Here is a 23,404-nt window from a genome sequence, read left to right as displayed (position 1 = left end):
GGTCAGCGCGTCAGACGCTGACGGGTCGAGAACCGATCTGCAGCACCGACGGGGCGCCGCAGCAGCTGGCACCTTCGGCGTCGAATTCGCCGGCGCCGCCGCAGACGCCGGTGTCGGGAAGGACGAGCTCATTGCGGTCGGCGGCCTCAGGGTCGCCGGCGAGGTGAGCTGCGACGCTGCGCACCTGCTCGTACCCGGTGAGGGCCAGGAACGTGGGCGCGCGGCCATACGACTTTGCGCCGACGATGAACAACCCCTGCTCGGGCTGGGTCAACTGGCGGGCACCCGTGGCGCCGACCGATCCGCAGGAGTGGATGTTCGGGTCGATCTCCGACGCGATCCCCGCCACCGCATCCAAGGACCCGTCCAGGTCGATGCGCACCTCTCGCAGGATGCTCGTGTCGGGCCGGAACCCCGTGAGGGCGAAGACGCGCGCGACACCGGAGATCTCCTGGCCGTTCTCGGCGATGACCGTGAGGGCACCGTCGTCCTGATGGAACTCGGCGACACGGAACCCGGTGACCACCTCGACCACGCCGGCTTCAATGACCTTTCGTGCACGAGAGCCGAGCGCGGCACGCTCGGGCAGCTCATCGCCCACACCTCCACCGAACACGTTCGTCGCGCTCCCACGGCGCAGCAGCCACGTCACCCGGATGCCCGGCGCGCGGCGGGCCAGCTCGCTCAGACGAAGCACGGTGTGCGTGGCCGAGTGGCCGGCACCGACGACGACCACATGCGTACCGGCCAGGTCGGAGACGTCATCGGGAATTCGGTAGGAGATACGGTCGGCCGCGGCGGTCTCGCCGACCGCGGGGTATCCGTCGGCACCAGCAGGGTTCGGCAGCGACCAGGTGCCGGTCGCGTCGATGACCGAGCTTGCGAGGATGCGGCCATCGCGGCCATCCTGGTCGACGGTGTGCACGACAAACGGCTGTGCCTTCCGGCCGCTCGCAACCACTTTGTCACGCCCCTGCCGCGCGATGCCCGTCACCGTCGTGCCGTAGAGGACTCGGTCGCCCAGCGTGTCCGCAAGTGGCGCGAGGTACTCGCTGACCCACTCCGCACCGGTCGGGTAGCCGCTCGCCGGCGCAGTCCAACCGGTCGGCTCAAGTAGCCGTCGCGCCGCGGCATCGGTGAGTTCCGGCCACCCCGAGAACAGCCGCACATGCCCCCACTCGGACACCGCAGCGCCGGCCGAAGCGCCGCGCTCGACGACCACGGCATCGACGCCGCGTTCAGTCAGGTGGGCGGCCGCGGCCAGGCCCTGCGGACCGGCACCGATGACGACGACGGGAAGCACGGGAATCTCAGACATCACATCTCCTCGGATCGAAAAACTTCAATACGAGAACATTCGCGCACCTATCGAAGTTTGTCAATACGTGTCAGACTAGCCTTGTGAGCGTGCCAACGACCATCGAAAAGTCCGCGTGCTGCGTGCCGCAGATCGCATCTGCCCTCACTGCAGAGGACGCTGAGCGCGTCGCGCGGGTGTTCAAGGCTATCGGCGACCCCACTCGGGTCATGCTGCTCTCCCTCATCGCTGGCAGCCCCGGCGGTGAAGCCTGCATCTGCGACCTCACCGCACCTGTCGGGCTCTCTCAGGGGACGGTATCGCACCATATGAAGCTGCTCGCCGATGCGGGTCTGGTGACTCGCGAGCAGCGCGGCAAGTGGGCGTACTTCGCCCTCAACGATGGAGCATTGGATGCTGCCGCCGACGCTCTTCGCTCTGTATGACGTCTGACGTGGCCGCCCCGGCCCGGCTCGGCGGGAGGCTGGCAGCCTTGTCCGTGGGGCAGGTCATCAGCTGGGGAATCCTGTACTACGCCCTCATCGTCGCGTCCCCGGCCATATCCGTCGCCACCGGCTGGCCGGTCACACTCGTCACGCTGTCGTTCTCTGCAGGTCTCATCGCCTCCGCCGTGGCCGGAGTCTTCATCGGCCGTTGGCTCGACGAGCGCGGTCCGCGCCTGATCATGACATTGGGAAGCATCGTCGGCCCGGCTGGACTCGTCGTCGTCGCCCTCGCCCCGAACCTCGCCCTGTTCACCGCCGGGTGGGTGATCGCTGGTGTCGCGCAGTCCGCCGTGCTCTACCAGGCCGCGTTCACCGTCATCGCCCGCCGCCACGGGACCCGGCGGCGCCCGGCGATGACCATCCTCACCCCTGGCTGGCGGGCTCGCCTCCACCGTTTTCGCACCGGTCGTCGCCGGACTTCTCACGGTCACCGACTGGCGAACCACGTTCCTGATCCTCGCCGCATTCCTGCTTGTGACCACCGTGCCCCTTCACTGGTTCAGCCTGGAACGCCGTTGGGACCAGGTCCCGCACGGCCCGGCCGCGGACCACGTGCACACGGTCAGCACCGTCATCCGCACCCGCCGCTTCTGGATGCTCGAGCTATCGATGCTCACACTCGCAGCGGCGCTGTTCAGCGTCACCCTGGCGTTGATCCCTCTCTTCACCGAGAAAGGCATGAGCTACGAGCTCGCGGCCTGGGCGCTCGGACTCCTCGGCGCCGGACAGGTCATCGGCCGGCTCCTCTACGTCGCGATACCGCACACCGCAGCCCCGTGGATCCCGCTTGCGGCTACCGCCGGGCTGAGCGTCGTGTTTCTCGCCCTTCTCGCGCTCGTGCCTGGCCCGCCGTGGCTGTTGATCGTCATCGGGATCGCGGCAGGTGCCGTACGCGGCGCGCAGACACTCGTCCAAGGTTCCGCTGTCGCCGACCGGTGGGGAGTCCGTAACTACGGCTCCATCAACGGCGTCTTCGCCGCACCCATCACCCTCATCAGCGCGGTCGGTCCCGCCCTTGGCCCCCTGCTCGCGGCCGCTACCGGCTCCTACACGGCGATGGCCCTGAGCGCCGTGATGCTGGCAGCCGTCTCTCTGGGCCTCGCTCGCTTCTCCTGATATCGCTGGCGTTCTCATTCACATGGACTCGCGCCGTGCGGTCGCGATGACCCTCGCGAGATGGGGATCACACCCGCAAGTCCGGGTAGTTCGACCAGGTTCCGCCGGCCATACTCTTGCGACGGTCTGCAGTGGTGGTGCGGATACCAACCACATCTGCGACCACGGCGGCCGGCATTCGCATGGCAAGGAGATTCATCCGGGTCTCACGCGACACACGCGGGCGAATCCCGAGTTCACCCAGGCGAAGTCGGATGTACGCCGCGGTCATGTGCGTCCCTGGCGAGAGCCCCTCGAACAGCCAGCTTGATGCACCTGTGGCGTACCCTCGTCGGGGTTCCGCCTCGAGTTGCCGACGAACGAGATTGCCGACCGTGTCATCGAGCACGACGGGTGTGACGCCGAACTGCACAGTCACCTTGTCCGGTGTGGCGTCGATTTGATCGCGAGTCATGCTGACGGCGCGACCGAGTATCTGGGCGTACAGGAGCACGAAGAGCCCGGCGACGCGCACTTCGAGCTCGATCTCCTCGTCGTAGAGGAGGAGATCGACAGCGCGCCACAACTCATCCTCGGTCATGGACGACATCGTGTTTCGCGCAGCACGGACGTTCGTGGTGAGGTCGTCGGACAATCGTGATCGGGTCGCCCACCGCACGAAGTGCTCCACAGGCTCTCGGGTCTTGATACGGGCGATGTAGTGGTCGAGTGTGCGCTGGTCCAGATCGCCGACCGTCAGATCACTGGCATCCAGCCAGGCAAGGAACCTCACGACCGCAGCGAGATGGCCGCGCTGCCCGTTGAAGGCTTCCATGGACAGGTCTCGACCACGATCTCGGTACCGTCGGTGTAGTTTCGGCAGGATGTCCCATCGGTAGAAGCGGCGGAGCTTGTTTCCGGTTGGGCGCTCGAGCGTCGCCGCCAAGGCGGCGACGTGCAGCGTGAGCTCGTGCTGAAACACATGGATCTGCGGCAGCACACCGGCTTCGATGAGTAGACGCCGGAAGTAGCGTGTTGCCGCCCCTTGTGGCAGGTGATCGAGGGCCGAATGGTCGAGAGGGAGTGCGCCCGTTGCCATGCCCCTCAGCGTTTCCGTTACATGCGGTCGCCGAAGCCAGCGGACAATCGAGCGCGGGTCCATCGGAGCGTTCCCGAGGTGTGTGCGGAGCCTGGTCAGCTCCACTGGCGCTTCCTCCGCGGGGCCGATGAGCTCGTCTAGACGCGCTTGCAGCCTGCAGCGGCCGCAGTGAGTTCCGGTCAGGAACTCCTCGCTACCGCATGTGCGGCACGCGAATCGTGGCGGGTGGCCAGCACAGATCGCGCAGGAGATCACACCCTCCTTGGTGGTGAATGCAAGGACCCGGATGTTCCCACACAAGGGGCACTCGGACGGGTTTCGGCGGAGTGCGCTGTAGCAGACGTTGCAGATCCTTCCACCGAGCAGAGAGTACAGACCCACAGCCGTACGTCCGCACCGGTCGCAGACCCGCAAGGGAGCTTCCGTCATCATCGGCCAGGATCGGCGGGACGATGAAGTCGCGCACGCACCGGACGCAGATCCCCAATCGCCGTGTCACGCCCGCGCGCGGTGCCCGTCTTCCTCGCCACCGCCGGCTGCGCCTTAACGGTGATTAGATCGTTCGGCTGGCATCCGAAGATGCGGCACAGCGCCGCCAGCACTTCGACGTTCAACCGCTCCGGGGTCCTGGTGACCAGCCGATACACCTGCTCACGGGACAGCACGACCCCCTGTTCACGCAGCGGTGCAAGTAGCTCGGTGGTCTGAAACATCCCGGCTTCAGCCATCACGGCGCGCAGGTGCCAGTCGATGGACCCCTTGGATTCAGTCGTCATTGCGGTTCTCCGTGTTCCTCTTCAGCGCATCGGCGAGCACGCGGTTCTTGTAGTCGTCCCCGACGGACGTGTAGATCGCCGTCGTCGAGGCGTACGCGTGGCCCACCTGATCCTGTACGAACTTCTCGCTGTAACCCCACTCGATGAGGTTTGTCACATAGGTGTGCCGCAGCGAATGCAGGGTGAGCTCCTCCGGAAGCCCGACCTCGTCACGCAGCTCGGCGAAACGGTCATTCAGATAGCGGCCGCTGACTCTCGTCCGGCGCTCCGTCGGCCAGAGGACGCCCGTCTCCCAGTCGCCGATCATCCGCGGCCGCCCCTGGTCCGCCCAATGAGTGAGCCCGTCAACGATCCAGTCGAACTCGGGCAGCGTCAATACGGTCCGTCGCTTCGGGCCAGTCCCTCGGCTGCCCTTCCCGTGCCGGACATACACGGCACCGAAACTGCCGAACTGGGGCGCCATCGGGTTCGACCGCAGATCCGCGATATCAAGCCCGATGCACTCGGAGCGCCTCAGCCCGAACGCGTAAATGGTCTTGAACATCTGCGCGTTGCGGAGCGCGGCGAGTGCACCCTTCCTCCTGTGGCGAACGATGGTCTCCACCCGAGCGTCCGCGGCATCGAAGAACTGCTCCAGCTCGTCGAAGGTGAGCGCGCGCTTCCCTGGATCGCCTTCATAGTCCAGCAAGTGCGCGATGGTGTTCCAGTCGTGACAGATCTGCTGAGGTGCCTCCCCGAAGCGCGCCAAGCACTCTGCCTGCCAGCCATACCGCGGGTCCGTGAGGAAGTCGCAGAACAGGCGGATCTTCGCCTGGTAGCCCCGAATGGTCGACCGCTTCAAAGGCCCCTTGCCGTGTCGCACGCGCACCGAGTAGTCCTCCAGGTCCCGCGGCAGCCACTGCCATGGGTACGTCGCGCAGAACTCAGCGAAATCCTCGATGAACCGCCGCCGTGCGTCGATGGTTGTCGCCTGCAACCCGCGGCTCGCTTGCTGGTCACCCCAGCCATCCAGCATCGACTCGAAGACGTACTTTCCCTCATCGAGGGCGATGACATTCCCTGTCAACCGCAACGACGACCGACCATCGTCATCTGAACCAGTGCGCACGCATCTATGGTTGCAATAAATGCATCATTGTTGCAACCATGACCACCGATAGTCTTCCACTTGAAGCTGTTTGCTCACTATCACAACACCACACCGGGGCCCCAAATGGTGCCGGGTAGCCCAATCGCCCTCATTGGCGCCGCGGGTGACAGCCGCGGAACTCTCGATGCGCTTGCGTGCTCACGTGGGGCCTCCGCCGCAGAGGACGCTTCAGTGACGAGAAACACCTGTTCAGCCTTCTAATCGCGGCCTAGTGATGCATCTGATGTTGATACTTCTCGGTCTGGCGTTCATCGCGAATCGTCCACACATGCTGGCGACCCTACTCCGCCAGCTAGCCTTCATGACTTGTCACCATGGATAGGGTCGCACCATGACCTTCAACGATCAGTTCACCCTGTTCACGATCGCATCGTGGGCTGCGGCGGCTCTGGCATTCATCATCGGCCTGCTCATCATGTACTGGGTGATTCGGTTGGCAGTCACGCACGGCCTCCGCTCCCACCACCACTGGCTGGAGGACAACGGGCGCCGCTGAGTCACTCGGCCAACTGCACGGCGTTGCCCCATACCCAGCACCGCAGCGTCTGATCCTCACACCGGAACTCGATGCCGGCCGCCAAGGGAGTGGAGCGCACGATCTTCGCGTCGACGCGGATTGACTCGGGCCCGAAGCGGACCCACGCTTTCACTTTTCGCTGCAACCGCCACGGATAGACGGTCATTGGCTGCTCGTCGAGGGCGAGTTCTCTTTCGGTCAGCGTCTGTAGCGGCCCGCGCTTCGCCGCCTCGCGGATCGACGCCCACTGGGACCGCCTGTCGACGTTCGCTTCGCGCAACGCGCTCGGTCGTCCCATAGCCGGTGTCCTTCCTCCGGCCGAGAGCATAGATTCTACGTCCGACGGCGACCGTCGTCGAAGGCGGCGCCGTCGAACTCGGGCGGCATCTCGACCTCGTCGAGCAGTTGCAGGTGGCCGCAGTGGGGGCAGACGAATAGCGCGGTGCGCGGCGCCGACCCAGCTGTCCCCCTTCGCCTAGGTGTCGCAGTCGGTCTTCGAAGCAAGAGTCAAGCTACGTCCCGTGACAATCGCGAAGTCCGGATAGCGACGCGACGGTGCTGGCGCCACACAATCAGGTGCACGGCATCCCCGCGTTCTGTTCGGTTACGATTCACGGCATGACGTGCAGCAAGTGTGGATTCGATGGCCACAATAGCCGAACCTGCGATGGCCCTCACTGGCCGTGCTCAACATGCGGGAAGCCGACCGCGAACATGAACGACTACAGTGAGCGCCACGACAGCGACTACTGCTCGCCGATGACCTCACCTGGATGCTGGGGCTGACATCGTCAAACAGAGGATCACGTGCAGCAGTCCCCATTGCCCACCTGCGGCGTTGACTTGCGGGGCGCGCATGTCTAGCTCGGGTCGAGGGTGCCGTACAAGTCGAGACGATAGTAAGTCTTGGTTGCAGGGTCGTAGTCATAGCCACTTACCTTCATTAGTTGGGCCGCATCTCCGTCGCTCAACCCAAACTCGCTGCGAAGGTCGGCGACAGGCCACGCGCGATACTGAGCTACTTGATCGCGAAGCAGGCCATGAACCTCGCCGTATCCTCCCCGCACCCAGTACTCGGCTTCGCGTCGGGTTTCTCGGTGTCGTCGCTTCTCAATGGCGCGACCTGCGGCCCGCATGACTTCTACCGCTCCGTACGCCTCCAGGAGATTTCTCGCGAACGGCAGGAAATCGTTCACGGCCCACAAAAAGTACTCAGGGCCTTGGCTGTCCCCCCAGCTTCCTTGGCGGAGTAGGACCCGAGAGTCTTCAGGGCCTATGGCGAGCCGAAGATCAGCCAGTGTCTCGTTGCCGTCGAGAACTAGAAAGTGTGTGTCCGACGCCTGAGGATCGTCACCGAGGACGTCGGCCGGAGAGAGCTTCAAGTCCGAGCCGTCACCGTCGTCGGATCGGCCGACGTGAACTAAGGCTCGGGTGATGACAGCTCTCGCCATCTCCTCCGGCTCACCGCCGAAAGCTAGCATCATCGGATCGGTGCCTGATCCGAAAGCGTAAAGGAGTCGGAAATCGAGACGGTCGCTGCTCATGGCCGCACTGTAGCGGAGTCCGGAGCGGTCTCGGCGCGCTGACCGATGCGCGGCGCAGAGGGGGCGATAATTCTGAACATGCTGCCTGCACAAGAGTTGCCCGTAAGACACCAAAACCACTCGCGGTCTACGTGGTCGAATCGTGCGTTCGAGGGCGTGTTGCCGCGCGAATGGGTAATTCACTCGCTCGCAGAGGATTACGGTATCGACAGGCGTGTAGAGGTGTTCGAGAACGGCCGGACGACCGGAATCTTCTTCAACGTTCAGTTGAAGTCGACGGACAGAGGCAGCGGTCATCAGCCAGCCGAGTCCATCAGGCGCGCGACCTTGAATTATTGGGAGCAGACCCCCGACCCAACTCTCATCGTGATCGGTCACGACTCCACCAAAACACTCTGGTATCGGTGGGCGCATCTACTCGCGTACGACGAGAACCCCGACACAGTCAGTCGTCAGGTGCGTTGTGAGAACGTGCTCGACACCGACGCGGCGGCTTCACTGAGGGAGGAGGCGCGGGCTTGGCGTCTGGCGCGAGACCTATCGCGACACGTACCTATCGACCTTCATGTGACCGGAAGCACATTGTACGGCGAGAGCTCGACGCCTTTGAAACGCGCCATCGCTCAGAAGCTATCCTCACTGCCGTCCTTCGTACGGGTGGTGCACAGCAACCCACAGCTTCCCTATCTCCGAGTCTCAATCGAAGACATGAAAGTAATGGCGGGGGTGCGCGGCGACGCGATGCGGCAAATCACTTGGGGCTTCCACGGTCCGAGAGACTACGGAGCACTCGCATCTGACGTGATAGCTGCCTTATCGCTTTCCCTCGCCAACGTCGGTGCCGAGGACTTGTGTGTCCGGCTCCTGGAGATTGCCGCGCCTGAGACGCACACTCTCCTCGAAGCGAACGGGTTTGGGTATGCCATGGCTCTTCTGACACGCCATGACGCAAGCGAAGCGGTCCTCACGTTGATTCGGCGCACAGCTAGTCGTGAAGATTATCCGGCTCAAAATATCGCCCTAGCTGCGGTTTCGTCGTCAGATCCGACCCCCGAACTCAGGCGGGCCGTGGCGCACGAGATTGCCCGTGCTGCTCGAACATGGTCCCAGCCAGCCACGGGTCTGTATAACGCGGCGAACACCTTCGGTGAGGAAGACGCCGCGGACGCGCTTCGCCTCTATGAGGAGGCGGCGCAAGCTGACCCGCGGTATAGGGAGCGCGGATACTGGTGGAGAGAACAGGGCACGGTGCACTGGTCGCTGGGAAATATTGAGGAGGCGGAAGAGTGCTATATCAAAGCGATCGAGTACGGCGACACGACGGCTGCCCCTCTCGTCGCGGACGTGCTGATGCGAACCGGTAGGTACCGAGAGGCGCGACAAGCATTCGACGATGCCGACATCTGGTCTGCTCCCGATGCGGGCGCTCAGTGGCGTCTCTCACGCGAAGCGATGGAGTTCATCGTGGAAGACCTGAAGATTGACTCTCAGGTCAGACCGACCCTCGCGACACCAGTTTTCTTCCCGCCGGATACCGAGGACATGGCCGTCCTGAAAGACGCTGCGATGGCGGCGATCAACGCGGACGCGCTGAATGGCTGGGCGCACTCGACGCTCGCGAACGTGTATGAGGATCAAGGCGAACAGTCCATCTTCGCGTCCATTGCCGCCGCTGTCACGATCAACGTCGATCCGCATCTGTGGTTAGAGCTATTGCGTCAATCGCTCGCGGACAGATCGCTCGACCACGAGGCGCGCGCGGCAATCGGACAGGATGCCATGCTGTGCGCATGGAAGTATTTCGGGTCCTCTTTCGCAGACGTGGTCTTGGACGAGGGACTGATCCGCGACGATGAATTGAGGGCGGGAGTGCTCGACTTGTTCGAGACGGTACGGCCCACCTCGCCGCCGTTGGAGATGCGGCTGCACTCCGAACAGGGTTCAGGCTATGAGTCGTTCTTCATCCCTACGGACCCGCGCCGCTCCGGAGCGAGATAGTTCCATTGGTCACGAATCATCAACCTTCTTGACGCTCCTGGGAGAGAGGTCGAATTCCTGTGTTGAGAGCGCAGCATGGCACCGCCGCCATTTATCGCGAGTGCACCGTTTACGGCGATGGGGCGTACCCCTGTTGAGGGAAACGGGCTGCCGCTTCTGCGACACGAGTGCCGGCCGCGGTGCGCGTGACCACCCCGCTGAGTCATTCGTCGAGTTGCACGGCTTTGCCCCACACCCAGCACCGCACGGTCTGATCCTCGCATCGGAACTCAATGCCGGCCGCCATGGGAGTAGAGCGCACGATCTTCCAAAGACAGGGATCGATTCCGGCCCGAACCTCACCCAGGCCCGCGCCTTCCGCTGCGCGTCCCATGGGGAGATCGTCAGCGGGTGGGTCTCGAGCGCGAGTTCACGCTCCGTAAGCGACTGCAGTGGCCCGTGCTTCGCCGCAGCGCGAATGGACGACCACTGCGATCGAAGCTCAATCATGTGCTCGCGTAGCGCACTGGGTCGTCCCATGGCCGGTGTCCTTCCTCCGGCCGAGAGCATAGATTCTACGTCGGACGGCGACCATCGTCGAAGTCGGCGCCGTCGAACTCCGGCGGCATCTTGACCTCGTCGAGCAGCTGCAGGTGGCCGCAGTGCGGGCAGACAAACGCGTGCGGCTCCGTGCGCATCACGATGTCGCATTCGGGGCAGTGCGGCTGCACGGCGAAGTCGTCCACCTGCCAAGCGTATGCCGACGTCCAACCGGCCGGGAGTTAAAGTCCACCTCTGAGAGACGTTGCGGGTGCCCTATATGATTCGGCGCATCGCGATGGCAGAGTCGACATCGCTACTGGTCCTGTCCTTGGAAGGAAGGCGCTGAACGCATGGATGAAGACGAAGTGAAGCGGCACTTCGCGTTGATTCAGAAATCGCACGAGCTGGAGAGTAAACCGGTCGCTCCTGACGCGTTGGATCGGGCCCGTCGCATCCTGTCGGGTTCCCTGAGCGCCTCCGATGCCGAGGCTGAACTCGCCGATGCTCTACTGCGAATTGCGTTGCGCGAGAAGCAAGCCCGAGACGGATCGGCCTGAAGCGCCCCCGCCTGTAGCGTCTCGGTTGCTTCGGCGTCGCGATCCAGCGGCAGGCTCTGTTCCCGGAGGCCGTTTCGCTCTCAACCCCGAAAAAAGGGGGCTTGGCGCCGATAGTTCGGATAACTGTGAATATCGGCGGTTAGATTCACACCCCTTGAAGTGAGATGGGGCTGAGCTGAGATTAACACGCACAAGCACGGGTCTGCTCGGAAACGAGCAGACCTACGCTCTGGATCGCATGTCGACTCGAGACCACGCCGGGCGGCATCTGGCGTTCTGTCGTAGAGCCCTGCAGCAGGTGTCGGCGCTCTCTGAGAGGATGACGTCGTGTCCACCACCAAGCAGGCGAGCGGCGACTCTGCGTCGGCGATCGTGTCCGATCTGCCCACTGAGGAGGAGTCGAGCTCGCGCAACTTGAAATGGGTCTGGTTGATCGTCGGCCTCATCGCCGTCCTCGCCGGCGGGGTCGTTCTGCAGCTCTGGGGCGATGCGCTGGGTGAAAGCATCGCGGACTGGTGGACTGGCGTTGGCCGCTGGTGGCATAAGGACGGTTGGTCTTGGGTCAGTAACTGGCTGACGACTGCGGGCTTCGGTGGCTTCGCGGCCGTCGTCGCCGCGTCCCTGGCGTTTTCCGGTGCCCGCCATCAGGCGCGCCTGAACTCCTGGTGGCAGCGAGCTGAGTGGGCGCTCAATCTGTATACGAAGCCGAACGCGAAGGACATGGAACGTCGTGTGGGTGCTGCAGCTGTGGCGGCGCTGCAAAGCAGTCGGCTCGCGAAAAGGGATGAGAAGCGGTTCCTGGCCGAGGTTGCGGCGGCCGTGACCTTCGATCCAAAGGGTGACGGCGTGGGAACCGATGACTGGTCGGAGGCTGTCGCGGACGTCCAATTGTCCTCCACCACGAATGGGGACACGCCAGCAGCCTCGATTCCCGGTGACAGCAAGGAAGAACGCGTCGGTGATGGGCGTTGATCTTGATGACCGGTGCTGGTGTGGACTTTTCTCGCTATGGTGACGGATACTTGAAGCACATAGGCCCAGAGGGAGGTGCGTGATGACACAGGCAGAGCTTGAGAAGCGTGCTGGCCGACCTGCCCCTACGCAAGCCGAGCGCCGGATCGCGGCCCGGATCGTTGTCGAAGGCAACAAGGCAACTCGGACGAAGACTCCGAAGTGGATCCTGGAGTTGGCGAAGTCAGCCTGAGTTTTTCATGGAGCCCCTGGCCGAACGGCCAGGGGCTCTGCTGTAGATGCGAGCCGCTGTGTTCGGGCCGGAGGAGTGCGCCGAGATGCGCAAGATCAAGCTGAATGATCCGCAGCCGAGCTACATCGAGCGTCCTGTAGACGACCCGAAGAGGGCGATGGAGGGTGCTCGGAAGCAGATACGCGCTGAACGCAAGCGTCGTGCTCACTTCCTGATCACGCTGCCGGCGCGCCTCAGAGCCTCAGCGCAAGAGACGACGCATCTCAGCGGCCTCCAGCGACGCATCGCCGAAGGACTTGCTGACCCGATCAGCGACCTCGAGCGCGAGCAGCTCAGGCAGATGGAGCAGACCTACATCCGCCGCTTCGGCAAGAAGCCGGGCGGTCGGCACGGGCGAGGCTGAACGGGCCCGTCACCAGCCGCCCAGCGACGGGTAGCCGCTCACGTCGGACAGACGGATGTGTGCAGCGCTTTTACTCGTCGAGGAAACGTGTGAAAAATCGGGCCGGTTCTTGACACGTTCCTTCTCGGGTGCACGCTGGCGAACGCTCCAGCGCTTGTCGCCGGCGATGACGAACGCGACGCCGTCATTGGTATCCAGTGCGTCAGGACCTTCAGCGATCGTCGCTCGAGCTCGGCGCGCAGCACATCGACGTCTGCATCGCTGAACTCCCAGGCGCGAGAGGTGCTGCGGGCCTTGTACGGGGCGTGGGCGTAGGTGCTGATGCGAGCATCGGTGGCGGAGAAGTGGACATCGATTGGCAGCGTGCGGCCGCGTCCATGTCGGCGCGCGTGGGTATCCGAGAAAGTCGCCGTAGGTCGTGCCCTCCTGGACGAGGGTCGCGATCCGGTCGAACGCCTCGAGTCGCGTGGGTGGTGGGAATGACGATTCGCGGGCGGTCAGCATAGCGCCATAGGGGTCCATCCGATCGCGCGGCTCCTGGTGGTGTGCACGGTCCGGCCTGGGAAACTCAGTGTCCATGTCGTTGATCACCTGGCGCAACTCGACGATCTCTGGGGATTCGCCAACGACCCGTTGGCAAATTGTGTCGTGCTGGTTGGACGAATAGATGGGTGTCATGTCAGAACGCTTCTTTCACGGGTGGTCGAGGGTGTGCCGGCGCACGAAAGAGCCGCTCCGACGCGATGTCGGAGCGGCTCGTGAGAGGTTCTCAGGTAGGTGAGCCCGAGGTGGGGTTCAGACCTCCGGCCAGCTAGTTGTCCGGAAGGCCTCCAGGGCGCGATGGCGGAAGGAGTACAGACATCCGCGAGCAACGATGCCGCGCTCTCGATCGAGCCTCTGCGAGGTCCTGCCAGCGTCGGTCGCCTTGCTGAGGCCCATCTTCTCGGCGATGAGGCTGAGCGTTCGCTCAGCTGCGCGGTGCGACCGGCTCACACAGCGGGAATGACGTCAGAGCCCGGGTTGAACGGATTGTCGACAGCGTCTCGAATGTTGGTAACTTTACCAACGATGGATCAGGTTGGTAACTTTACCGGCCTGCTCGCTGAAGTGTGACGCACACCGTCGGCCTGCTCTGCGGTGAGCTGCCAACGCTCGTTCTGCGCGGTGACGCCGTTGATCCCCACCTCGGCGCCGACGCTCCTGGCGTTCACGAGCGGTTGACGGAGGAGATGCTCCTTCACCCAATGCACTAACGCGTCGCTCCGGGCGATGACAGTCGTGTGCCCGCGCTGAGCGACGGCCTGGGTGCCGTTGCACTGCTGCCGACAGTCGAGAACGCCGCCATTGCCCGAAGCTCCGGGCGAATCGTATTGATTCGTATTTACTCTATTTACTTCGGCGCACGGGAAGCGCGCATCTGCGTCTTCAATGAGTGAGGCACGAGTACCCTGGCTCCATGGCACGGACGTCTTCGGCAGCAGCAGCGCACATCGGCTCTCTCATTAGCGCAGAGCGGAAGAAGCGGGCGATGAGCGTCGACGAGCTGGCCGTCGCCAGCAAGATCGACTCGTCGAACATCCGCGGCTATGAGGCGGGGCGCGCGACGATGAACGTGCACTCGCTGGTGCGGATCGCCGAGGCCCTCGGGGTCGATGCGGGCGTGCTGCTGGCGGGTGTCAGCTCCGCGATGTTCGTGCAGGAGCGCTGAGCCCCTCAGGCAACGGGGAACGCTCTCGCGATCCGGGCGTGCACGGCGTCGACGTCGATCGCTGCGTCGGGGGTCCCGGCGATCCGCTTGGGGAGCAGTCGCGGCCAGAGGACCTGGATGTCGTCGACGGCGAAGCTGCCGCCGATCATCGGCCAGTCGGCGTCGAGGAAGCAGAGTGCGCCCAGGACGGGGATGCCGGGGTCGCCGAGGGCGTCTGTCATGAGAGCGATCTGCTTGTGCACGCCGGCGACGAGCTTGCTGCCGTCGCGGCCGCCGATCCTGAGCGTCTCCACTCGGGGACGGAGGATGCCGCCCTCGACGTGGAGAGCCGGGCGCTTGTCCTTGTACCGCTTGGCGTCGATGACCCAGACCCCGGAGTCCGCCACGACGATGTGGTCGATGTTTGCCCGAGTGCGGGGGATGCGCCGGTCGTGCAGCGACCGTGCGGGTGCAGGCAGTCTCTCGAGCCGCGCCGCGAGCTTCTCTTCGCCGATCGCGCCCCGTTCCCAGGAGCGGGTGCTCGCCGGCTCATCGGAGAGAGCCAGGATCAGTCCACCGAGCTTCGGGTGATTCGAGCGGATACGCTGCTCGCGGCTGTCGCGGCGACGCTCGTACTCACGGCGCGCTGACGCGCCCGCGGTGCCCGCGTCGATCTCGGCAGACTCGAGCGTGCGCTCCGATGCCGTCTGGATCTGCTCGAACGGGGCGCTCCAGGCGGGGGCAACGTCGGCTGGTGCTCGACTCTCGGCTGGACGGCAGCTGACACAGCGCACCCGGCGGGCAGCGCGCTCGTAGACAGCGTGCGTACCTGCCGGCAGAACCGTGCCGCAGAGGTGGCAGATGCCGTCGTAGCGGAGGCGCATCTGCTTCTCGTCAGGGACCGTTCCGCCAGTCATGCTGGCACGTACTCCTGGCGAACCCGTCCTTCGGTCGCAAGCTCAAGATATCCGAAGTCGCGGTCGGAGTTCAGAATCACTGCGTCATTGACGACGGCGTACGCGGCGATGAGACAGTCGAACGCGGCGGCGGCGCGCACGAACCCCTTACGCCAGAGCGCCTGCTGGATGTCCAGGGCGTCCTGCTCAGAGGGGTGCTCCCAAGCGGGGAGAAGCTGCTCCATGTCCTCGCGCAGCTCTTCATACTCCTGGGCATTGCGCGCCGAGTGGCAGTATTCGAGCACCTGCGGAGGGCAGGTGATGATCAGATGATTCGGGGAGAGGGCTCTGAGCCGGTCTGCGATCCGGGCGCTCGTGTTGGCCTTCTGCCAGATGCTGTTGTCAACGAGGTACGTGCTCACCGTGCTGAGCTCTTGCCCCGCGAAGAACTGATGAACCGCCCGGACGTCGCGCTTCGAACAGTGCTCTTCCCTTGAGGCGCAGACTTCGTGCTAACCGCACCTTGGCTCTTCTGCCGCGTGTTGCTCTCACGGGACTCGTCTTTGATGGGCCGGGAACTGGCGGACGGATCAATCGTCGGCGCATCGATCTGGTCAGCTTCGAAGCGACGGCCGATGATGCGCTCCACCGCGGCAGGCTGGCGGCGGACGGCGATCAGTGTTCGAAGGGCCAGGTCCACGGTCTCTCGGTTGGAGGTCGTACCCGCGAGCTCCTTGGCGTGCTTCAGCTCGTTCTGGTCGATGTCGATGGACGTGACAGCCATGATCCCTCCTTCACCCGAATCCTTGTATAGAGCACTATACAAGCGTTCTGTGGCCGAGCGGGTTACCTCCTGGGAGCGAAAAGCACCCCAGCGTCGGAATGACCCTGGGGTGCTGCTCGCATCTCGAAGTGCTCAGCTGGTGGGATCGAGCTCCTGATGCTCGACGATCCACTTCTGCAGGCGCGGATACACCCAGAAGCTGTAGATGCCGAGGGTGATCACGCACAGCAGGAACCACTTGACCCAGTGGCCGAAGAGCCCGGGGGCGGATCCCGTGAAGCGCAGGCGCTGGCCGTTGATCCAGGTGTGCTTGGTCTTCCAGCGGTAGGTCATCACGATCGCCCAGGGGTAGCAGATGCCGAGGGTGAGAACGGTGACGAAGAAGCCGGCGATGCCGACCCAGAGCCAGCTGCCGGCGCCGCCGGTGAAGCCGAACTGCAGATGAGGCAGGCGGTGCGTGCCGGGGGCAGGCACCGGGACTGCGGCGGGGGCCGCGGGAGTGCCGGTGGCGATCTCGGGCGTGGTCATGTCGGGTCGTTCCTTTCGCGCTGCTCAGGGCAGCCGGGCAGAGTGCGCACCGGGCGGTGCGCTCTTCGGGTAGCGAGGGGCGCACGATGCACTATCGACAGCCGTGGCCTCGCCGGTATACGTTCTTCGTGCTGCATCGAGGGGCTGCGGCTGTAGGTAGAGCTGGGGACACAGCAAGAGCCGCTCGATGGGGATATCGGCGGCTCTTGTTGTGAGGGCGATCGAGCGAGCAGCATGCGTGCCGCGTCGGGATGTGCGGGCGCGCTCAGCCCACCGCGCGTTCCGACCATGAGCCGTCGTCCTCGAGGCGCAGCACGTTCAGCACGCCCGTGGTTTCGACGCTGCCGTCGATGTAGATGTGCCCCTCATCGGCGAACACGGTGTGGTTCTTTGGGTCACCGTGCAGCTCTGTCGTCCTGACATGGCCGGCAACGATCCGCTTGCCTATCCGCACCGGTCCGGTGGTGGCCGGGAACTTCTCGGTGAAGACATGCTCGGGAGTTCCGTGGCGCCAGAGTTCGCCCGCGTCCTCGTCCACGCCGGCGTGCACGAAGACATGCGAGTCGGTTTCATGGACGAGCGGCAGGGAGTGCATCCACGCGATCAGATCGCCGTGCTGCGCTCGGACGGCGGCCTTGATGTTGCGGTTCATCGTCTGCCCGTCCAGGCTCGAGGCGTCCGAGGTCGGATCTTCGTGCCCCAGGGCGCGCGCAAGAGTCATGGGCTCAAGCAACGACTTCACCGTGACCAGGTCCATGTCGCTCATAAGCCAGGAGAGCTCGTCGTCGGCGGCGTCGAGCCAGTCGAGGAACCAGCGGTCGTGATTGCCCGCGAGGACGGTGACCTGATCCGGCTGATCCTGCTGTGTCCGCCTGACCAGTTCGAGCACTCCCTGCGAGTCCCGGCCGCGGTCGATGTAGTCGCCGAGGAAGACGAGCTGAGTAGCCGGATCGTCCAGCGGGATCTCGTCGAGCGCCGTCCGCAGCTGCAGGGCGTGACCGTGGATGTCGGAGATGGCATAGGTGGGCATGGCGTCCTTGGGGCTGGCTCAGTGATGAGGATGCACCTGAGTCCTCGCCGCTGTCGTAGCGAGGAGGACTCAGGCGATGAAGATGAGCGTCAGGCGTTGCTGGAGACGGGCTCTGCGGCACCCTCAGGGGCATCGACGGCAGTCCCGCCCGGCAGGTCCCCGTGCGCACGCGCATAGGACGCCGCGAGTACAGCAATCACGTTCTCGAACCTGCCGGACGGACCCTCCCATTGGGACGCGTACTGCGAGTTGCCGATGAGACGCCCCGTGCACACCGGGATGCGCACCAGGACGTGTTCGACCTCGCGCAGCGTCGGTGCGTCACCGTTGGCGAGGCGCTCGAGCACGGGGGTGATCGAGCTGCCCTGCCACTGCTCCTCCTCCTGCAGGATCACCTGCGGGTCGAAGCTCGCCGGGTCGTAGCGGAAGCTGTGACGCACACCGTCGTTCTCGGTGATGAGCGCGGAGAAGCCGACACCGAGACGGTCGATGTATCCCTCACCGGCGATTCGAGTTTCGTCGCGACCGCGCTTCGCGGACGCGGCGCTGCCGATGTAGAGGATGTGACCCTCGGGATCGGTGTAGACGTAGAGGTTCTCCTGGTGCTCGTCGGTGACGCGCTCCAGCGTGATGCCGCCGCGACGGGCGATCCCGATGAGCTCGTTGAGTGTCATGAGCTTGACCATGCAGTTCTCCTTGGTTCGAACGGATGTTGTGCGAGGGGCTTGGGGTCTGCGCTGCTGCGAGATCGGGCGTCCCGTATCAGCGAGCGAAGGTGTCCATCCAGGTCTCCCAGTCGAGAGCTTCCTCGACCTGGACGAACGCGATGGTGTCAGGGTCGCCAACAGCTTGCTGCAGCTGGTCAGCAGGCACAGCACCTGCGAGGGACGGAGCGAGCACGCTGACTGGGTAGATGCCGGCGCTCAGCCCTTCGGTCTCGAAGAGGCCCATGGGGTTGAGCCGCCCCGCCTCGTCGTGCGTGACGGTCAGACGCTCGTCGTCGGCAGGCTGGAGGTCTCCCTGCAGCTGCACGCGCAGGATGCTCGCCCGCTGGGCAGCGTGTCGGAGTGCCACCATGGCGCCGCGTTCTGCAGAGGTGTCCGGAGTGATCGGGATCTGCTTCTGGTTCAGGTAGCCAGCGCGCACGTGAGCGAGCACGGAGAGATGAGCGTCTTTGGTGGCGATGCCCGCCTGAGCGGGCTCGCGCAGCACCGTGGTGAACTCGTCGATCAGCTCCGAGAGCGAAGGGGCGACGATGATCTCAGTCTGCATCGCGGTCATTGCGAACTCCTGGCTCTCAAGGTCTCCGCCCACCCTAGAGGTGGCGTCGGACGTTGATGGGACGGGAACCGTACGGCAGCGACGGCGGTAGTGCCGGCTGACTCAGCCGGCCAGGCCGTCCAAGACGACCATGGCGCGGGTTCCGGGGCTCTTGTCGACCCACGACTGGACGACTGCTCTCGCCTCAGCTTCGCTCGTTCCGCTATAGCCCCCGGTCTGAGCGGTGCCGGTCGACCAGAGAGGGTGGTCCGGGCCACCGTTGGGATCGGAGTTCATCGCGTGAATGACGATGATGATGTGACGTCCGAGTGCTTGCGCTTGAGCCTTCTGTGCTTCGTTGAAGCGGATCGTTGCGCTCTCGTCGTATCTCGATGTGACTAGCTGTGGCCGTCCGGCTTCCAGCAGGATGCCTGTCACGGCGTCGTGGACGTTCGTCGGCAGTGGTTCGTTGCCCTTGAGGTACACCCACTCGCCGGAGGGCATCTGGTACGCCTTATCGTCAGCGAGACCGGACCAGGATTGGTTGATGGTCGAAGCAAGCTCCGCGTCGATCGGGTCACCGCTCACCTTGCCCTCGAGTGGGTCGTCCGGAGTGGGAGGCGGCGACGGCTGTGCAGGCGCGCTCGCGTCCGAGCGAGGTTTCGGCGGCGCTGCGTCCGCGGTGCATCCGGTTAGCGCGATGGCGCTCACTAGCGCGAGCACTACGAGAGATGACGTCTTCGTGATCATGGAGTTCCTGTCGGTCAGGGCTTCAGATGGACTATCGGCAGGTGACTGCCGTGCGGGAGATGACTGCTCGATCGCCAGGGTGAACACGGCCTGACCCTCGGGGAGCGCAGGTGCCGGCGCTGATACCGTCGGCACTATGGCACGCAGAATCATCCATCAGCTCGTCGACGACATCGACGGTGCAGTCCTCGAGGTCGGCGCAGGCGAGCAGGTGAGCTTCGCGCTCGACGGCCGCGCATACGAGATCGACCTGTCAGAGACCAACGCCCAGGCCCTCCGCGACGCGCTGCAGCCGTGGATCGAGGCAGGGCGCCGTGTCTCCGCCGGCGGCAATCAGGTGGGGCGCGGGCGGCGTGAGTCTCGGGTCAGCCAGGACGGCGCGAAGCGGGATCTTGCTGCCGTGCGCAGCTGGGCGCGCGAGAACGGACACGAAGTCTCCGACCGCGGCCGCGTGCCGGCGTCCGTGCTCGAGGCATACGATGCCGCGAACTGAGTCCGGGCAGCCACGATGAATGCCGATCTCCCGGGCAGCGTTGGCGAAGGTGACGAGACGTACCGGACATGCTCCGAATGCGGTCGCGACTGTGAGCCTTCGCCCCTCACTACGGAGCAGGGAATGAGGACCGCGTTCGTGTGCCCTCTGCACGGTGTCCACACGGTGGTGGATCCGTTCGAGGAGCAGCGTTTCGACTGACCCGGAATCCAGGTCTGCCAACGCAGTTTCTGGATGCGAGTTCCGCTCCGCTCGCGGTGTCCGACCCCGATGAGAAGGTGGGCACATGATCGATGAGACAGCCGGACCCCCGACACTCCGGAAGCGCCTTCATTGCTGAGCACGTTCGGACCGGCGTCGATGGCCGGTGCGTTCATCAAGCGCCCGGGGATGTACATCGGGTTCGACCCCACGTACAGAGAGGCTGTGGCATTCGCCCGAGGAATGGCGATGGCGCTGATCATGGCCGGCGACCATACGGACTACGCAGCCATCCATCCGAAACATGATCAGGACGGGACCCTCGGAGCGCGCAATTCCCTCGAGCAGGCCGGGGGCATTAAGCAACTGGAGTCATCCTTCGCCGCCCTGTTCGAAGCGACAGCTCGCCTAAGCAAGCGCGACAACGATCGACCTGGTCCCCGACAGGGCAAGTGAACTAAGCCCGCCCAGGAATGCGTTGGGGAGTCATCGAGGAGCACCCCCAGCTCATCATCAGCACGTCGGGTGGGTCCTCAGCGCACGCATCAGCGCGAGCACGGCCCGTGCCAGGCTTGTGCGGGCGTCTCCGTAGAGTGATGTGCGGGGCGTCCATTCGCCCGCCACCGGAACGACGGGAGCATGTCTTGATCACCTTCGCCGATTTCCTGCCCGTCCCCGAGCCGCAGCTCACGAAGGTGAAGTTCAACATGCGCTCCGGCGACGGCAGCGGTGAAGCCTTGGACTTCCTCATGGACGAGCACGAGCGCTGGCTTAATTTCGGCCGCTGGCGCACCAAGCAGACGAACAACAACATGGGCGGCGCTCGCTACCTGCTGTCGTTCGCCCAGTACTACCCCTATGGGCCGCAGTACTTCATTTTCGGCGGCGCGTACGAGGTGACCGAGATCAAGCCCGACCGGTTCGACGATCATGGCTACGACCTGACACCGCTACCGCTGCACGAGGAGTACATCAAGCGCCTGATCATCAAGCTCGACAGGCCCATCGGTCGAACTCCGTACCTGCGCCACTACGTGGGGCTTCAGGAGAGCCTGCTCGCCCCGGAGGTCTACGAGCTCGCACCCGACGTCAAGCTCGGCACGTTCCCCGGATACCAGAACGTCCGACTGCGGCATCACGAGATGCAGCGCATCATCGCCGGCGATGAGCCCAGTTGGAGGGACGCGCTCTCCAGCGTGAAGGGCGTGTACGTGATCACGGACCTCAGTAACGGACGGCTGTACGTCGGTTCAGCCTCCGGAGAGGCCAACGGCCTGTGGCAGCGCTGGTCCAGCTACGCGCACCTGAAGAATCTCACCGGCGGCAACCGGGAGCTCGAGCAGCTGCGCACAGACCTCGGCGACGCGCACATCGTGGAGAACTTCCAGTACTCGATCCTGGAGATCTTCGACCCCAAGACCCGGGCCGACAGGATCTTGTCCCGCGAGTCTTTCTGGAAGAACGCGCTGGACAGCCGAGCGCACGGGATGAACTGGAACTGAGAACCGTGGCTCAGCGGGTGTCGGCGTGATCCTCGACCAAGGGAACATCACGGCGCTTGATCTCGTTGCCGACGCTGGCGATCGCGGCTCCCTCAGCGACGTCGCGCCCCCGCTGGCCCGGTTGAGCATTAGCTCCGGCGGGAACATTCGAGTAGCGGGTTCTCCCCGGCGAATGACCGAGTGGTCTGAACCGCGAAGATGCGAGTGGTCTGAAGCGCGAAGATGCGAGTGGTATCGAGTGCTCGGAAGTGTTGTCGATGCCAGTGGCGGGCTTCTCGATCTGGACGCCTCCCCTGCCGTCATAGCGCTGGGCTGTCTGACTCGTTGAAGCGCAGCCGGCGTCCGGGAACCCACGAGGCGCGATCGATTGAGCTGGTGACGGTTAACAGGCACCCACGTTCCGCTACCGCCTGAGCTCCGGAGGGACCATGATCGAGCCGGCAGGAACAGCTTGCGCCCCGATTCGAGGGGTTACCGCGACGCCGGGAACGATAACTGTGATCGGTCGTCCGTCCGGATTGACCCATCCAGCTTCTCGGGCGCGTCGACGCACCTCGTCGAGGAGACTAGCGTCGGTGTTGGGCTTGTCGGCGCGCATTACAGTTTGCGTCTGGGGGTAGTAGACGAACCACCGTTCTCGGCCTCCTCTGTAGAAGGCGAGCAGTGCGGCTGGGGGTGGGCTCGGGTAGGCGGGCCATAGCATCCGGTCGATGCGCGCCAGCCCGTCGCGCACGTGTCCCGTGTGCGCAAGGAGTCGTTCAGCTCCATCGCGCAGTGCCGCCGCTTCGGGGCGGGCCGTCGCAATGAACATACGGTCGAAGTACTGGTATGCGCTTCGCATGCCTTCTACATAGGCGGTTGCCGCGAGATCAAGATCAGGACCGGTGCGGTGCACCCTTGCCCCGTTGATCTCACGAACAACACCCGCCATCGAGCCGCTACTCCCGTGGATCACGGACGAAAGAATCCGGTATCCGTCATAGTCGGCGCCGAAGCCGTGTTTGTCGGCTCGATCTTTCAAGTTCTGTTCGGCCCACGACCGGCGAAAGCCGCTGCCATAACTCGCAACCAGCCGCCTAACCGTGCGTTCCATGCCGCGGCCGAGCTTGTCCAGACGAGCGGTCTCCTTCCTGCGAGCTACTGGGTCAAGTAGCGGCAGGTACCACCGACGCTGTGACACTCGCTCCTGAGTGACAGCTCGGTGGTCCATATACCTCTGCTCGTTCGCTGGTGTCGCCTCGACATCCTGAGCGTTGATGAGATGCTCGAATAGCGCTCTCGCGCAATGGGCCGCAGATCGACCATCCAGATGGTCGACGTGCGAGATCAGCGACACGGCATCGTTGACCGTGGCGGTGAGAATGAGTCGCGACGCGTCGGACGACAGCGACGGATACAGCCCTGCGGGCCCACCAAGGAGGGTCTCGGTCCACGCCGCAGCGTCTTCGCTGACGGCCTCAGGTAGGAGCGCGAACAGCGAAGACGGCCACTCAACTGCCTCGCCGCGGATCTCGTGGCCAAAGTTACCTACGTCTGCTCGACCGTGCCCAAAGGCTGTTCCTACACTCGACGCGTCGTTGGCATCGCCAAATATGTCCGACATCG

The 23,404-nt window shown here is 64.3% G+C and carries 28 protein-coding genes and 1 pseudogene; 12 read left to right on the top strand and 17 right to left on the bottom strand.

Features of this window, described 5'->3' with window-relative positions; all coding sequences use genetic code 11:
* Nucleotides 1-10 precede the first annotated feature (10 nt).
* Nucleotides 11-1,318, bottom strand: coding sequence for an NAD(P)-binding domain-containing protein (locus tag ACIPV2_RS00325; RefSeq protein ID WP_400836924.1), 1,308 nt, complete (start codon nucleotides 1,316-1,318; stop codon nucleotides 11-13).
* 83 nt (nucleotides 1,319-1,401) lie between these two features.
* Between ACIPV2_RS00325 and ACIPV2_RS00320 the strand changes: the two genes are divergently transcribed.
* The 3 genes and pseudogenes from ACIPV2_RS00320 (at nucleotide 1,402) to ACIPV2_RS00310 (ending at nucleotide 2,919) form a co-directional block, all read left to right on the top strand.
* Complete coding sequence (locus ACIPV2_RS00320) at nucleotides 1,402-1,743, top strand: ArsR/SmtB family transcription factor (RefSeq protein WP_400836921.1); 342 nt, start codon at nucleotides 1,402-1,404, stop codon at nucleotides 1,741-1,743.
* A pseudogene (locus tag ACIPV2_RS00315) lies at nucleotides 1,740-2,147 on the top strand (MFS transporter); the annotation flags it as partial. The gene ACIPV2_RS00320 and the pseudogene ACIPV2_RS00315, both read left to right, overlap by 4 nt.
* Nucleotides 2,148-2,172: 25 nt before the next feature.
* Complete coding sequence (locus tag ACIPV2_RS00310) at nucleotides 2,173-2,919, top strand: MFS transporter (protein ID WP_400839868.1); 747 nt, start codon at nucleotides 2,173-2,175, stop codon at nucleotides 2,917-2,919.
* Between the two features lie 67 nt (nucleotides 2,920-2,986).
* Here the strand turns inward: ACIPV2_RS00310 and ACIPV2_RS00305 are convergent, their stop codons facing one another.
* From ACIPV2_RS00305 to ACIPV2_RS00295, 3 genes are all read right to left on the bottom strand, one after another.
* Nucleotides 2,987-3,997 (bottom strand): hypothetical protein, encoded by a 1,011-nt coding sequence (locus ACIPV2_RS00305; protein ID WP_400836918.1) that lies wholly within the window; start codon nucleotides 3,995-3,997, stop codon nucleotides 2,987-2,989.
* A 428-nt stretch (nucleotides 3,998-4,425) separates the two neighbouring features.
* Nucleotides 4,426-4,773 carry a helix-turn-helix domain-containing protein gene (locus ACIPV2_RS00300; RefSeq protein ID WP_400836915.1) on the bottom strand — a complete coding sequence of 116 codons (348 nt, stop codon included), beginning with the start codon at nucleotides 4,771-4,773 and terminating at the stop codon, nucleotides 4,426-4,428.
* On the bottom strand, nucleotides 4,763-5,881 hold the full coding sequence (locus tag ACIPV2_RS00295; RefSeq protein WP_400836912.1) for a tyrosine-type recombinase/integrase: 1,119 nt from the start codon (nucleotides 5,879-5,881) through the stop codon (nucleotides 4,763-4,765). The genes ACIPV2_RS00300 and ACIPV2_RS00295 overlap by 11 nt, the downstream gene beginning before the upstream one ends.
* A gap of 373 nt (nucleotides 5,882-6,254) precedes the next feature.
* Here ACIPV2_RS00295 and ACIPV2_RS00290 point away from each other — a divergent pair, with 373 nt between their 5' ends.
* A complete protein-coding gene (locus ACIPV2_RS00290) occupies nucleotides 6,255-6,419 on the top strand; it encodes a hypothetical protein (protein WP_400836910.1) in 165 nt (54 codons plus the stop codon).
* A gap of 1 nt (nucleotide 6,420) precedes the next feature.
* Here ACIPV2_RS00290 and ACIPV2_RS00285 read toward each other — a convergent pair whose 3' ends face one another.
* Together ACIPV2_RS00285 and ACIPV2_RS00280 are read right to left on the bottom strand one after the other, a co-directional pair.
* Nucleotides 6,421-6,738 carry a hypothetical protein gene (locus ACIPV2_RS00285; protein ID WP_400836907.1) on the bottom strand — a complete coding sequence of 106 codons (318 nt, stop codon included), beginning with the start codon at nucleotides 6,736-6,738 and terminating at the stop codon, nucleotides 6,421-6,423.
* A 562-nt stretch (nucleotides 6,739-7,300) separates the two neighbouring features.
* Nucleotides 7,301-7,984 carry a hypothetical protein gene (locus ACIPV2_RS00280; RefSeq protein ID WP_400836905.1) on the bottom strand — a complete coding sequence of 228 codons (684 nt, stop codon included), beginning with the start codon at nucleotides 7,982-7,984 and terminating at the stop codon, nucleotides 7,301-7,303.
* A gap of 78 nt (nucleotides 7,985-8,062) precedes the next feature.
* Here ACIPV2_RS00280 and ACIPV2_RS00275 point away from each other — a divergent pair, with 78 nt between their 5' ends.
* The gene (locus ACIPV2_RS00275; protein WP_400836903.1) at nucleotides 8,063-9,982 is read left to right on the top strand and encodes a DUF4365 domain-containing protein; all 1,920 of its coding nucleotides are present in this window, start codon (nucleotides 8,063-8,065) and stop codon (nucleotides 9,980-9,982) included.
* Between the two features lie 554 nt (nucleotides 9,983-10,536).
* Here the strand turns inward: ACIPV2_RS00275 and ACIPV2_RS00270 are convergent.
* A complete protein-coding gene (locus ACIPV2_RS00270; protein ID WP_400836900.1) occupies nucleotides 10,537-10,707 on the bottom strand; it encodes a hypothetical protein in 171 nt (56 codons plus the stop codon).
* A gap of 147 nt (nucleotides 10,708-10,854) precedes the next feature.
* Between ACIPV2_RS00270 and ACIPV2_RS00265 the strand changes: the two genes are divergently transcribed.
* The 3 genes from ACIPV2_RS00265 (at nucleotide 10,855) to ACIPV2_RS00255 (ending at nucleotide 12,668) form a co-directional block, all read left to right on the top strand.
* Entirely contained in the window at nucleotides 10,855-11,061 is a 207-nt protein-coding gene (locus ACIPV2_RS00265; protein WP_400836897.1) for a hypothetical protein, read from the top strand.
* Nucleotides 11,062-11,388: 327 nt separating this feature from the next.
* Nucleotides 11,389-12,033 (top strand): hypothetical protein, encoded by a 645-nt coding sequence (locus ACIPV2_RS00260; protein WP_400836894.1) that lies wholly within the window; start codon nucleotides 11,389-11,391, stop codon nucleotides 12,031-12,033.
* Between the two features lie 317 nt (nucleotides 12,034-12,350).
* Nucleotides 12,351-12,668 carry a hypothetical protein gene (locus tag ACIPV2_RS00255; protein WP_400836891.1) on the top strand — a complete coding sequence of 106 codons (318 nt, stop codon included), beginning with the start codon at nucleotides 12,351-12,353 and terminating at the stop codon, nucleotides 12,666-12,668.
* Between the two features lie 9 nt (nucleotides 12,669-12,677).
* Here the strand turns inward: ACIPV2_RS00255 and ACIPV2_RS00250 are convergent, their stop codons facing one another.
* Nucleotides 12,678-13,346: a hypothetical protein gene (locus ACIPV2_RS00250; protein WP_400836888.1), complete on the bottom strand. Its 669-nt coding sequence runs from the start codon at nucleotides 13,344-13,346 to the stop codon at nucleotides 12,678-12,680.
* Nucleotides 13,347-14,124: 778 nt separating this feature from the next.
* On the opposite strand from ACIPV2_RS00250, the gene ACIPV2_RS00245 reads away from it, so the two are divergent.
* Entirely contained in the window at nucleotides 14,125-14,376 is a 252-nt protein-coding gene (locus tag ACIPV2_RS00245; protein ID WP_400836885.1) for a helix-turn-helix domain-containing protein, read from the top strand.
* Between the two features lie 5 nt (nucleotides 14,377-14,381).
* Here ACIPV2_RS00245 and ACIPV2_RS00240 read toward each other — a convergent pair whose 3' ends face one another.
* From ACIPV2_RS00240 to ACIPV2_RS00205, 8 genes are all read right to left on the bottom strand, one after another.
* Nucleotides 14,382-15,272: a nuclease-related domain-containing protein gene (locus ACIPV2_RS00240; RefSeq protein ID WP_400836882.1), complete on the bottom strand. Its 891-nt coding sequence runs from the start codon at nucleotides 15,270-15,272 to the stop codon at nucleotides 14,382-14,384.
* The gene (locus ACIPV2_RS00235) at nucleotides 15,269-15,673 is read right to left on the bottom strand and encodes a PIN domain-containing protein (protein ID WP_400836879.1); all 405 of its coding nucleotides are present in this window, start codon (nucleotides 15,671-15,673) and stop codon (nucleotides 15,269-15,271) included. The genes ACIPV2_RS00240 and ACIPV2_RS00235 overlap by 4 nt, the downstream gene beginning before the upstream one ends.
* Nucleotides 15,670-16,035 carry a type II toxin-antitoxin system VapB family antitoxin gene (locus tag ACIPV2_RS00230; protein WP_400836876.1) on the bottom strand — a complete coding sequence of 122 codons (366 nt, stop codon included), beginning with the start codon at nucleotides 16,033-16,035 and terminating at the stop codon, nucleotides 15,670-15,672. The genes ACIPV2_RS00235 and ACIPV2_RS00230 overlap by 4 nt, the downstream gene beginning before the upstream one ends.
* Before the next feature lie 132 nt (nucleotides 16,036-16,167).
* A complete protein-coding gene (locus ACIPV2_RS00225; protein ID WP_400836873.1) occupies nucleotides 16,168-16,563 on the bottom strand; it encodes a DUF898 family protein in 396 nt (131 codons plus the stop codon).
* Between the two features lie 265 nt (nucleotides 16,564-16,828).
* Entirely contained in the window at nucleotides 16,829-17,593 is a 765-nt protein-coding gene (locus tag ACIPV2_RS00220) for a metallophosphoesterase (protein WP_400836866.1), read from the bottom strand.
* A gap of 89 nt (nucleotides 17,594-17,682) precedes the next feature.
* Nucleotides 17,683-18,279 carry a hypothetical protein gene (locus tag ACIPV2_RS00215; protein WP_400836863.1) on the bottom strand — a complete coding sequence of 199 codons (597 nt, stop codon included), beginning with the start codon at nucleotides 18,277-18,279 and terminating at the stop codon, nucleotides 17,683-17,685.
* 76 nt (nucleotides 18,280-18,355) lie between these two features.
* Nucleotides 18,356-18,874, bottom strand: a complete 519-nt coding sequence (locus ACIPV2_RS00210) for a hypothetical protein (RefSeq protein ID WP_400836860.1) — start codon at nucleotides 18,872-18,874, stop codon at nucleotides 18,356-18,358.
* A gap of 102 nt (nucleotides 18,875-18,976) precedes the next feature.
* A complete protein-coding gene (locus tag ACIPV2_RS00205; protein ID WP_400836857.1) occupies nucleotides 18,977-19,690 on the bottom strand; it encodes a hypothetical protein in 714 nt (237 codons plus the stop codon).
* Nucleotides 19,691-19,739: 49 nt separating this feature from the next.
* Here ACIPV2_RS00205 and ACIPV2_RS00200 point away from each other — a divergent pair, with 49 nt between their 5' ends.
* From ACIPV2_RS00200 to ACIPV2_RS00190, 3 genes are all read left to right on the top strand, one after another.
* Nucleotides 19,740-20,096, top strand: coding sequence for an Lsr2 family protein (locus tag ACIPV2_RS00200; protein ID WP_400836854.1), 357 nt, complete (start codon nucleotides 19,740-19,742; stop codon nucleotides 20,094-20,096).
* Between the two features lie 450 nt (nucleotides 20,097-20,546).
* A complete protein-coding gene (locus ACIPV2_RS00195) occupies nucleotides 20,547-20,753 on the top strand; it encodes a hypothetical protein (RefSeq protein ID WP_400836852.1) in 207 nt (68 codons plus the stop codon).
* A 188-nt stretch (nucleotides 20,754-20,941) separates the two neighbouring features.
* Complete coding sequence (locus tag ACIPV2_RS00190) at nucleotides 20,942-21,799, top strand: GIY-YIG nuclease family protein (RefSeq protein WP_400836849.1); 858 nt, start codon at nucleotides 20,942-20,944, stop codon at nucleotides 21,797-21,799.
* Nucleotides 21,800-22,202: 403 nt separating this feature from the next.
* On the opposite strand, the gene ACIPV2_RS00185 is transcribed toward ACIPV2_RS00190, so the two are convergent.
* On the bottom strand, nucleotides 22,203-23,402 hold the full coding sequence (locus tag ACIPV2_RS00185; RefSeq protein ID WP_400836846.1) for a DUF5677 domain-containing protein: 1,200 nt from the start codon (nucleotides 23,400-23,402) through the stop codon (nucleotides 22,203-22,205).
* Nucleotides 23,403-23,404: the final 2 nt, after the last annotated feature.

Source organism: Microbacterium sp. NPDC089987, assembly GCF_044748505.1.
Classification (GTDB): domain Bacteria; phylum Actinomycetota; class Actinomycetes; order Actinomycetales; family Microbacteriaceae; genus Microbacterium.
Note: the sequence above shows the minus strand (reverse complement) of the source record. Positions and strands in the feature narration are given on the sequence as shown.

Excerpts from the sequence above, each read along its gene's own strand:
- ACIPV2_RS00305 (WP_400836918.1), bottom strand. The coding sequence starts at position 3,997 with ATGGCAACGGGCGCACTCCCTCTCGACCATTCGGCCCTCGATCACCTG.
- ACIPV2_RS00285 (WP_400836907.1), bottom strand. The coding sequence starts at position 6,738 with ATGGGACGACCGAGCGCGTTGCGCGAAGCGAACGTCGACAGGCGGTCC.
- ACIPV2_RS00245 (WP_400836885.1), top strand. The coding sequence starts at position 14,125 with ATGGCACGGACGTCTTCGGCAGCAGCAGCGCACATCGGCTCTCTCATT.
- ACIPV2_RS00200 (WP_400836854.1), top strand. The coding sequence starts at position 19,740 with ATGGCACGCAGAATCATCCATCAGCTCGTCGACGACATCGACGGTGCA.
- ACIPV2_RS00255 (WP_400836891.1), top strand. The coding sequence starts at position 12,351 with ATGCGCAAGATCAAGCTGAATGATCCGCAGCCGAGCTACATCGAGCGT.
- ACIPV2_RS00195 (WP_400836852.1), top strand. The coding sequence starts at position 20,547 with ATGGCGCTGATCATGGCCGGCGACCATACGGACTACGCAGCCATCCAT.
- ACIPV2_RS00230 (WP_400836876.1), bottom strand. The coding sequence starts at position 16,035 with ATGGCTGTCACGTCCATCGACATCGACCAGAACGAGCTGAAGCACGCC.
- ACIPV2_RS00225 (WP_400836873.1), bottom strand. The coding sequence starts at position 16,563 with ATGACCACGCCCGAGATCGCCACCGGCACTCCCGCGGCCCCCGCCGCA.
- ACIPV2_RS00325 (WP_400836924.1), bottom strand. The coding sequence starts at position 1,318 with ATGTCTGAGATTCCCGTGCTTCCCGTCGTCGTCATCGGTGCCGGTCCG.
- ACIPV2_RS00220 (WP_400836866.1), bottom strand. The coding sequence starts at position 17,593 with ATGCCCACCTATGCCATCTCCGACATCCACGGTCACGCCCTGCAGCTG.
- ACIPV2_RS00215 (WP_400836863.1), bottom strand. The coding sequence starts at position 18,279 with ATGGTCAAGCTCATGACACTCAACGAGCTCATCGGGATCGCCCGTCGC.
- ACIPV2_RS00250 (WP_400836888.1), bottom strand. The coding sequence starts at position 13,346 with ATGACACCCATCTATTCGTCCAACCAGCACGACACAATTTGCCAACGG.
- ACIPV2_RS00240 (WP_400836882.1), bottom strand. The coding sequence starts at position 15,272 with ATGACTGGCGGAACGGTCCCTGACGAGAAGCAGATGCGCCTCCGCTAC.
- ACIPV2_RS00275 (WP_400836903.1), top strand. The coding sequence starts at position 8,063 with ATGCTGCCTGCACAAGAGTTGCCCGTAAGACACCAAAACCACTCGCGG.
- ACIPV2_RS00265 (WP_400836897.1), top strand. The coding sequence starts at position 10,855 with ATGGATGAAGACGAAGTGAAGCGGCACTTCGCGTTGATTCAGAAATCG.
- ACIPV2_RS00210 (WP_400836860.1), bottom strand. The coding sequence starts at position 18,874 with ATGACCGCGATGCAGACTGAGATCATCGTCGCCCCTTCGCTCTCGGAG.
- ACIPV2_RS00300 (WP_400836915.1), bottom strand. The coding sequence starts at position 4,773 with ATGACGACTGAATCCAAGGGGTCCATCGACTGGCACCTGCGCGCCGTG.
- ACIPV2_RS00185 (WP_400836846.1), bottom strand. The coding sequence starts at position 23,402 with ATGTCGGACATATTTGGCGATGCCAACGACGCGTCGAGTGTAGGAACA.
- ACIPV2_RS00290 (WP_400836910.1), top strand. The coding sequence starts at position 6,255 with ATGACCTTCAACGATCAGTTCACCCTGTTCACGATCGCATCGTGGGCT.
- ACIPV2_RS00280 (WP_400836905.1), bottom strand. The coding sequence starts at position 7,984 with ATGAGCAGCGACCGTCTCGATTTCCGACTCCTTTACGCTTTCGGATCA.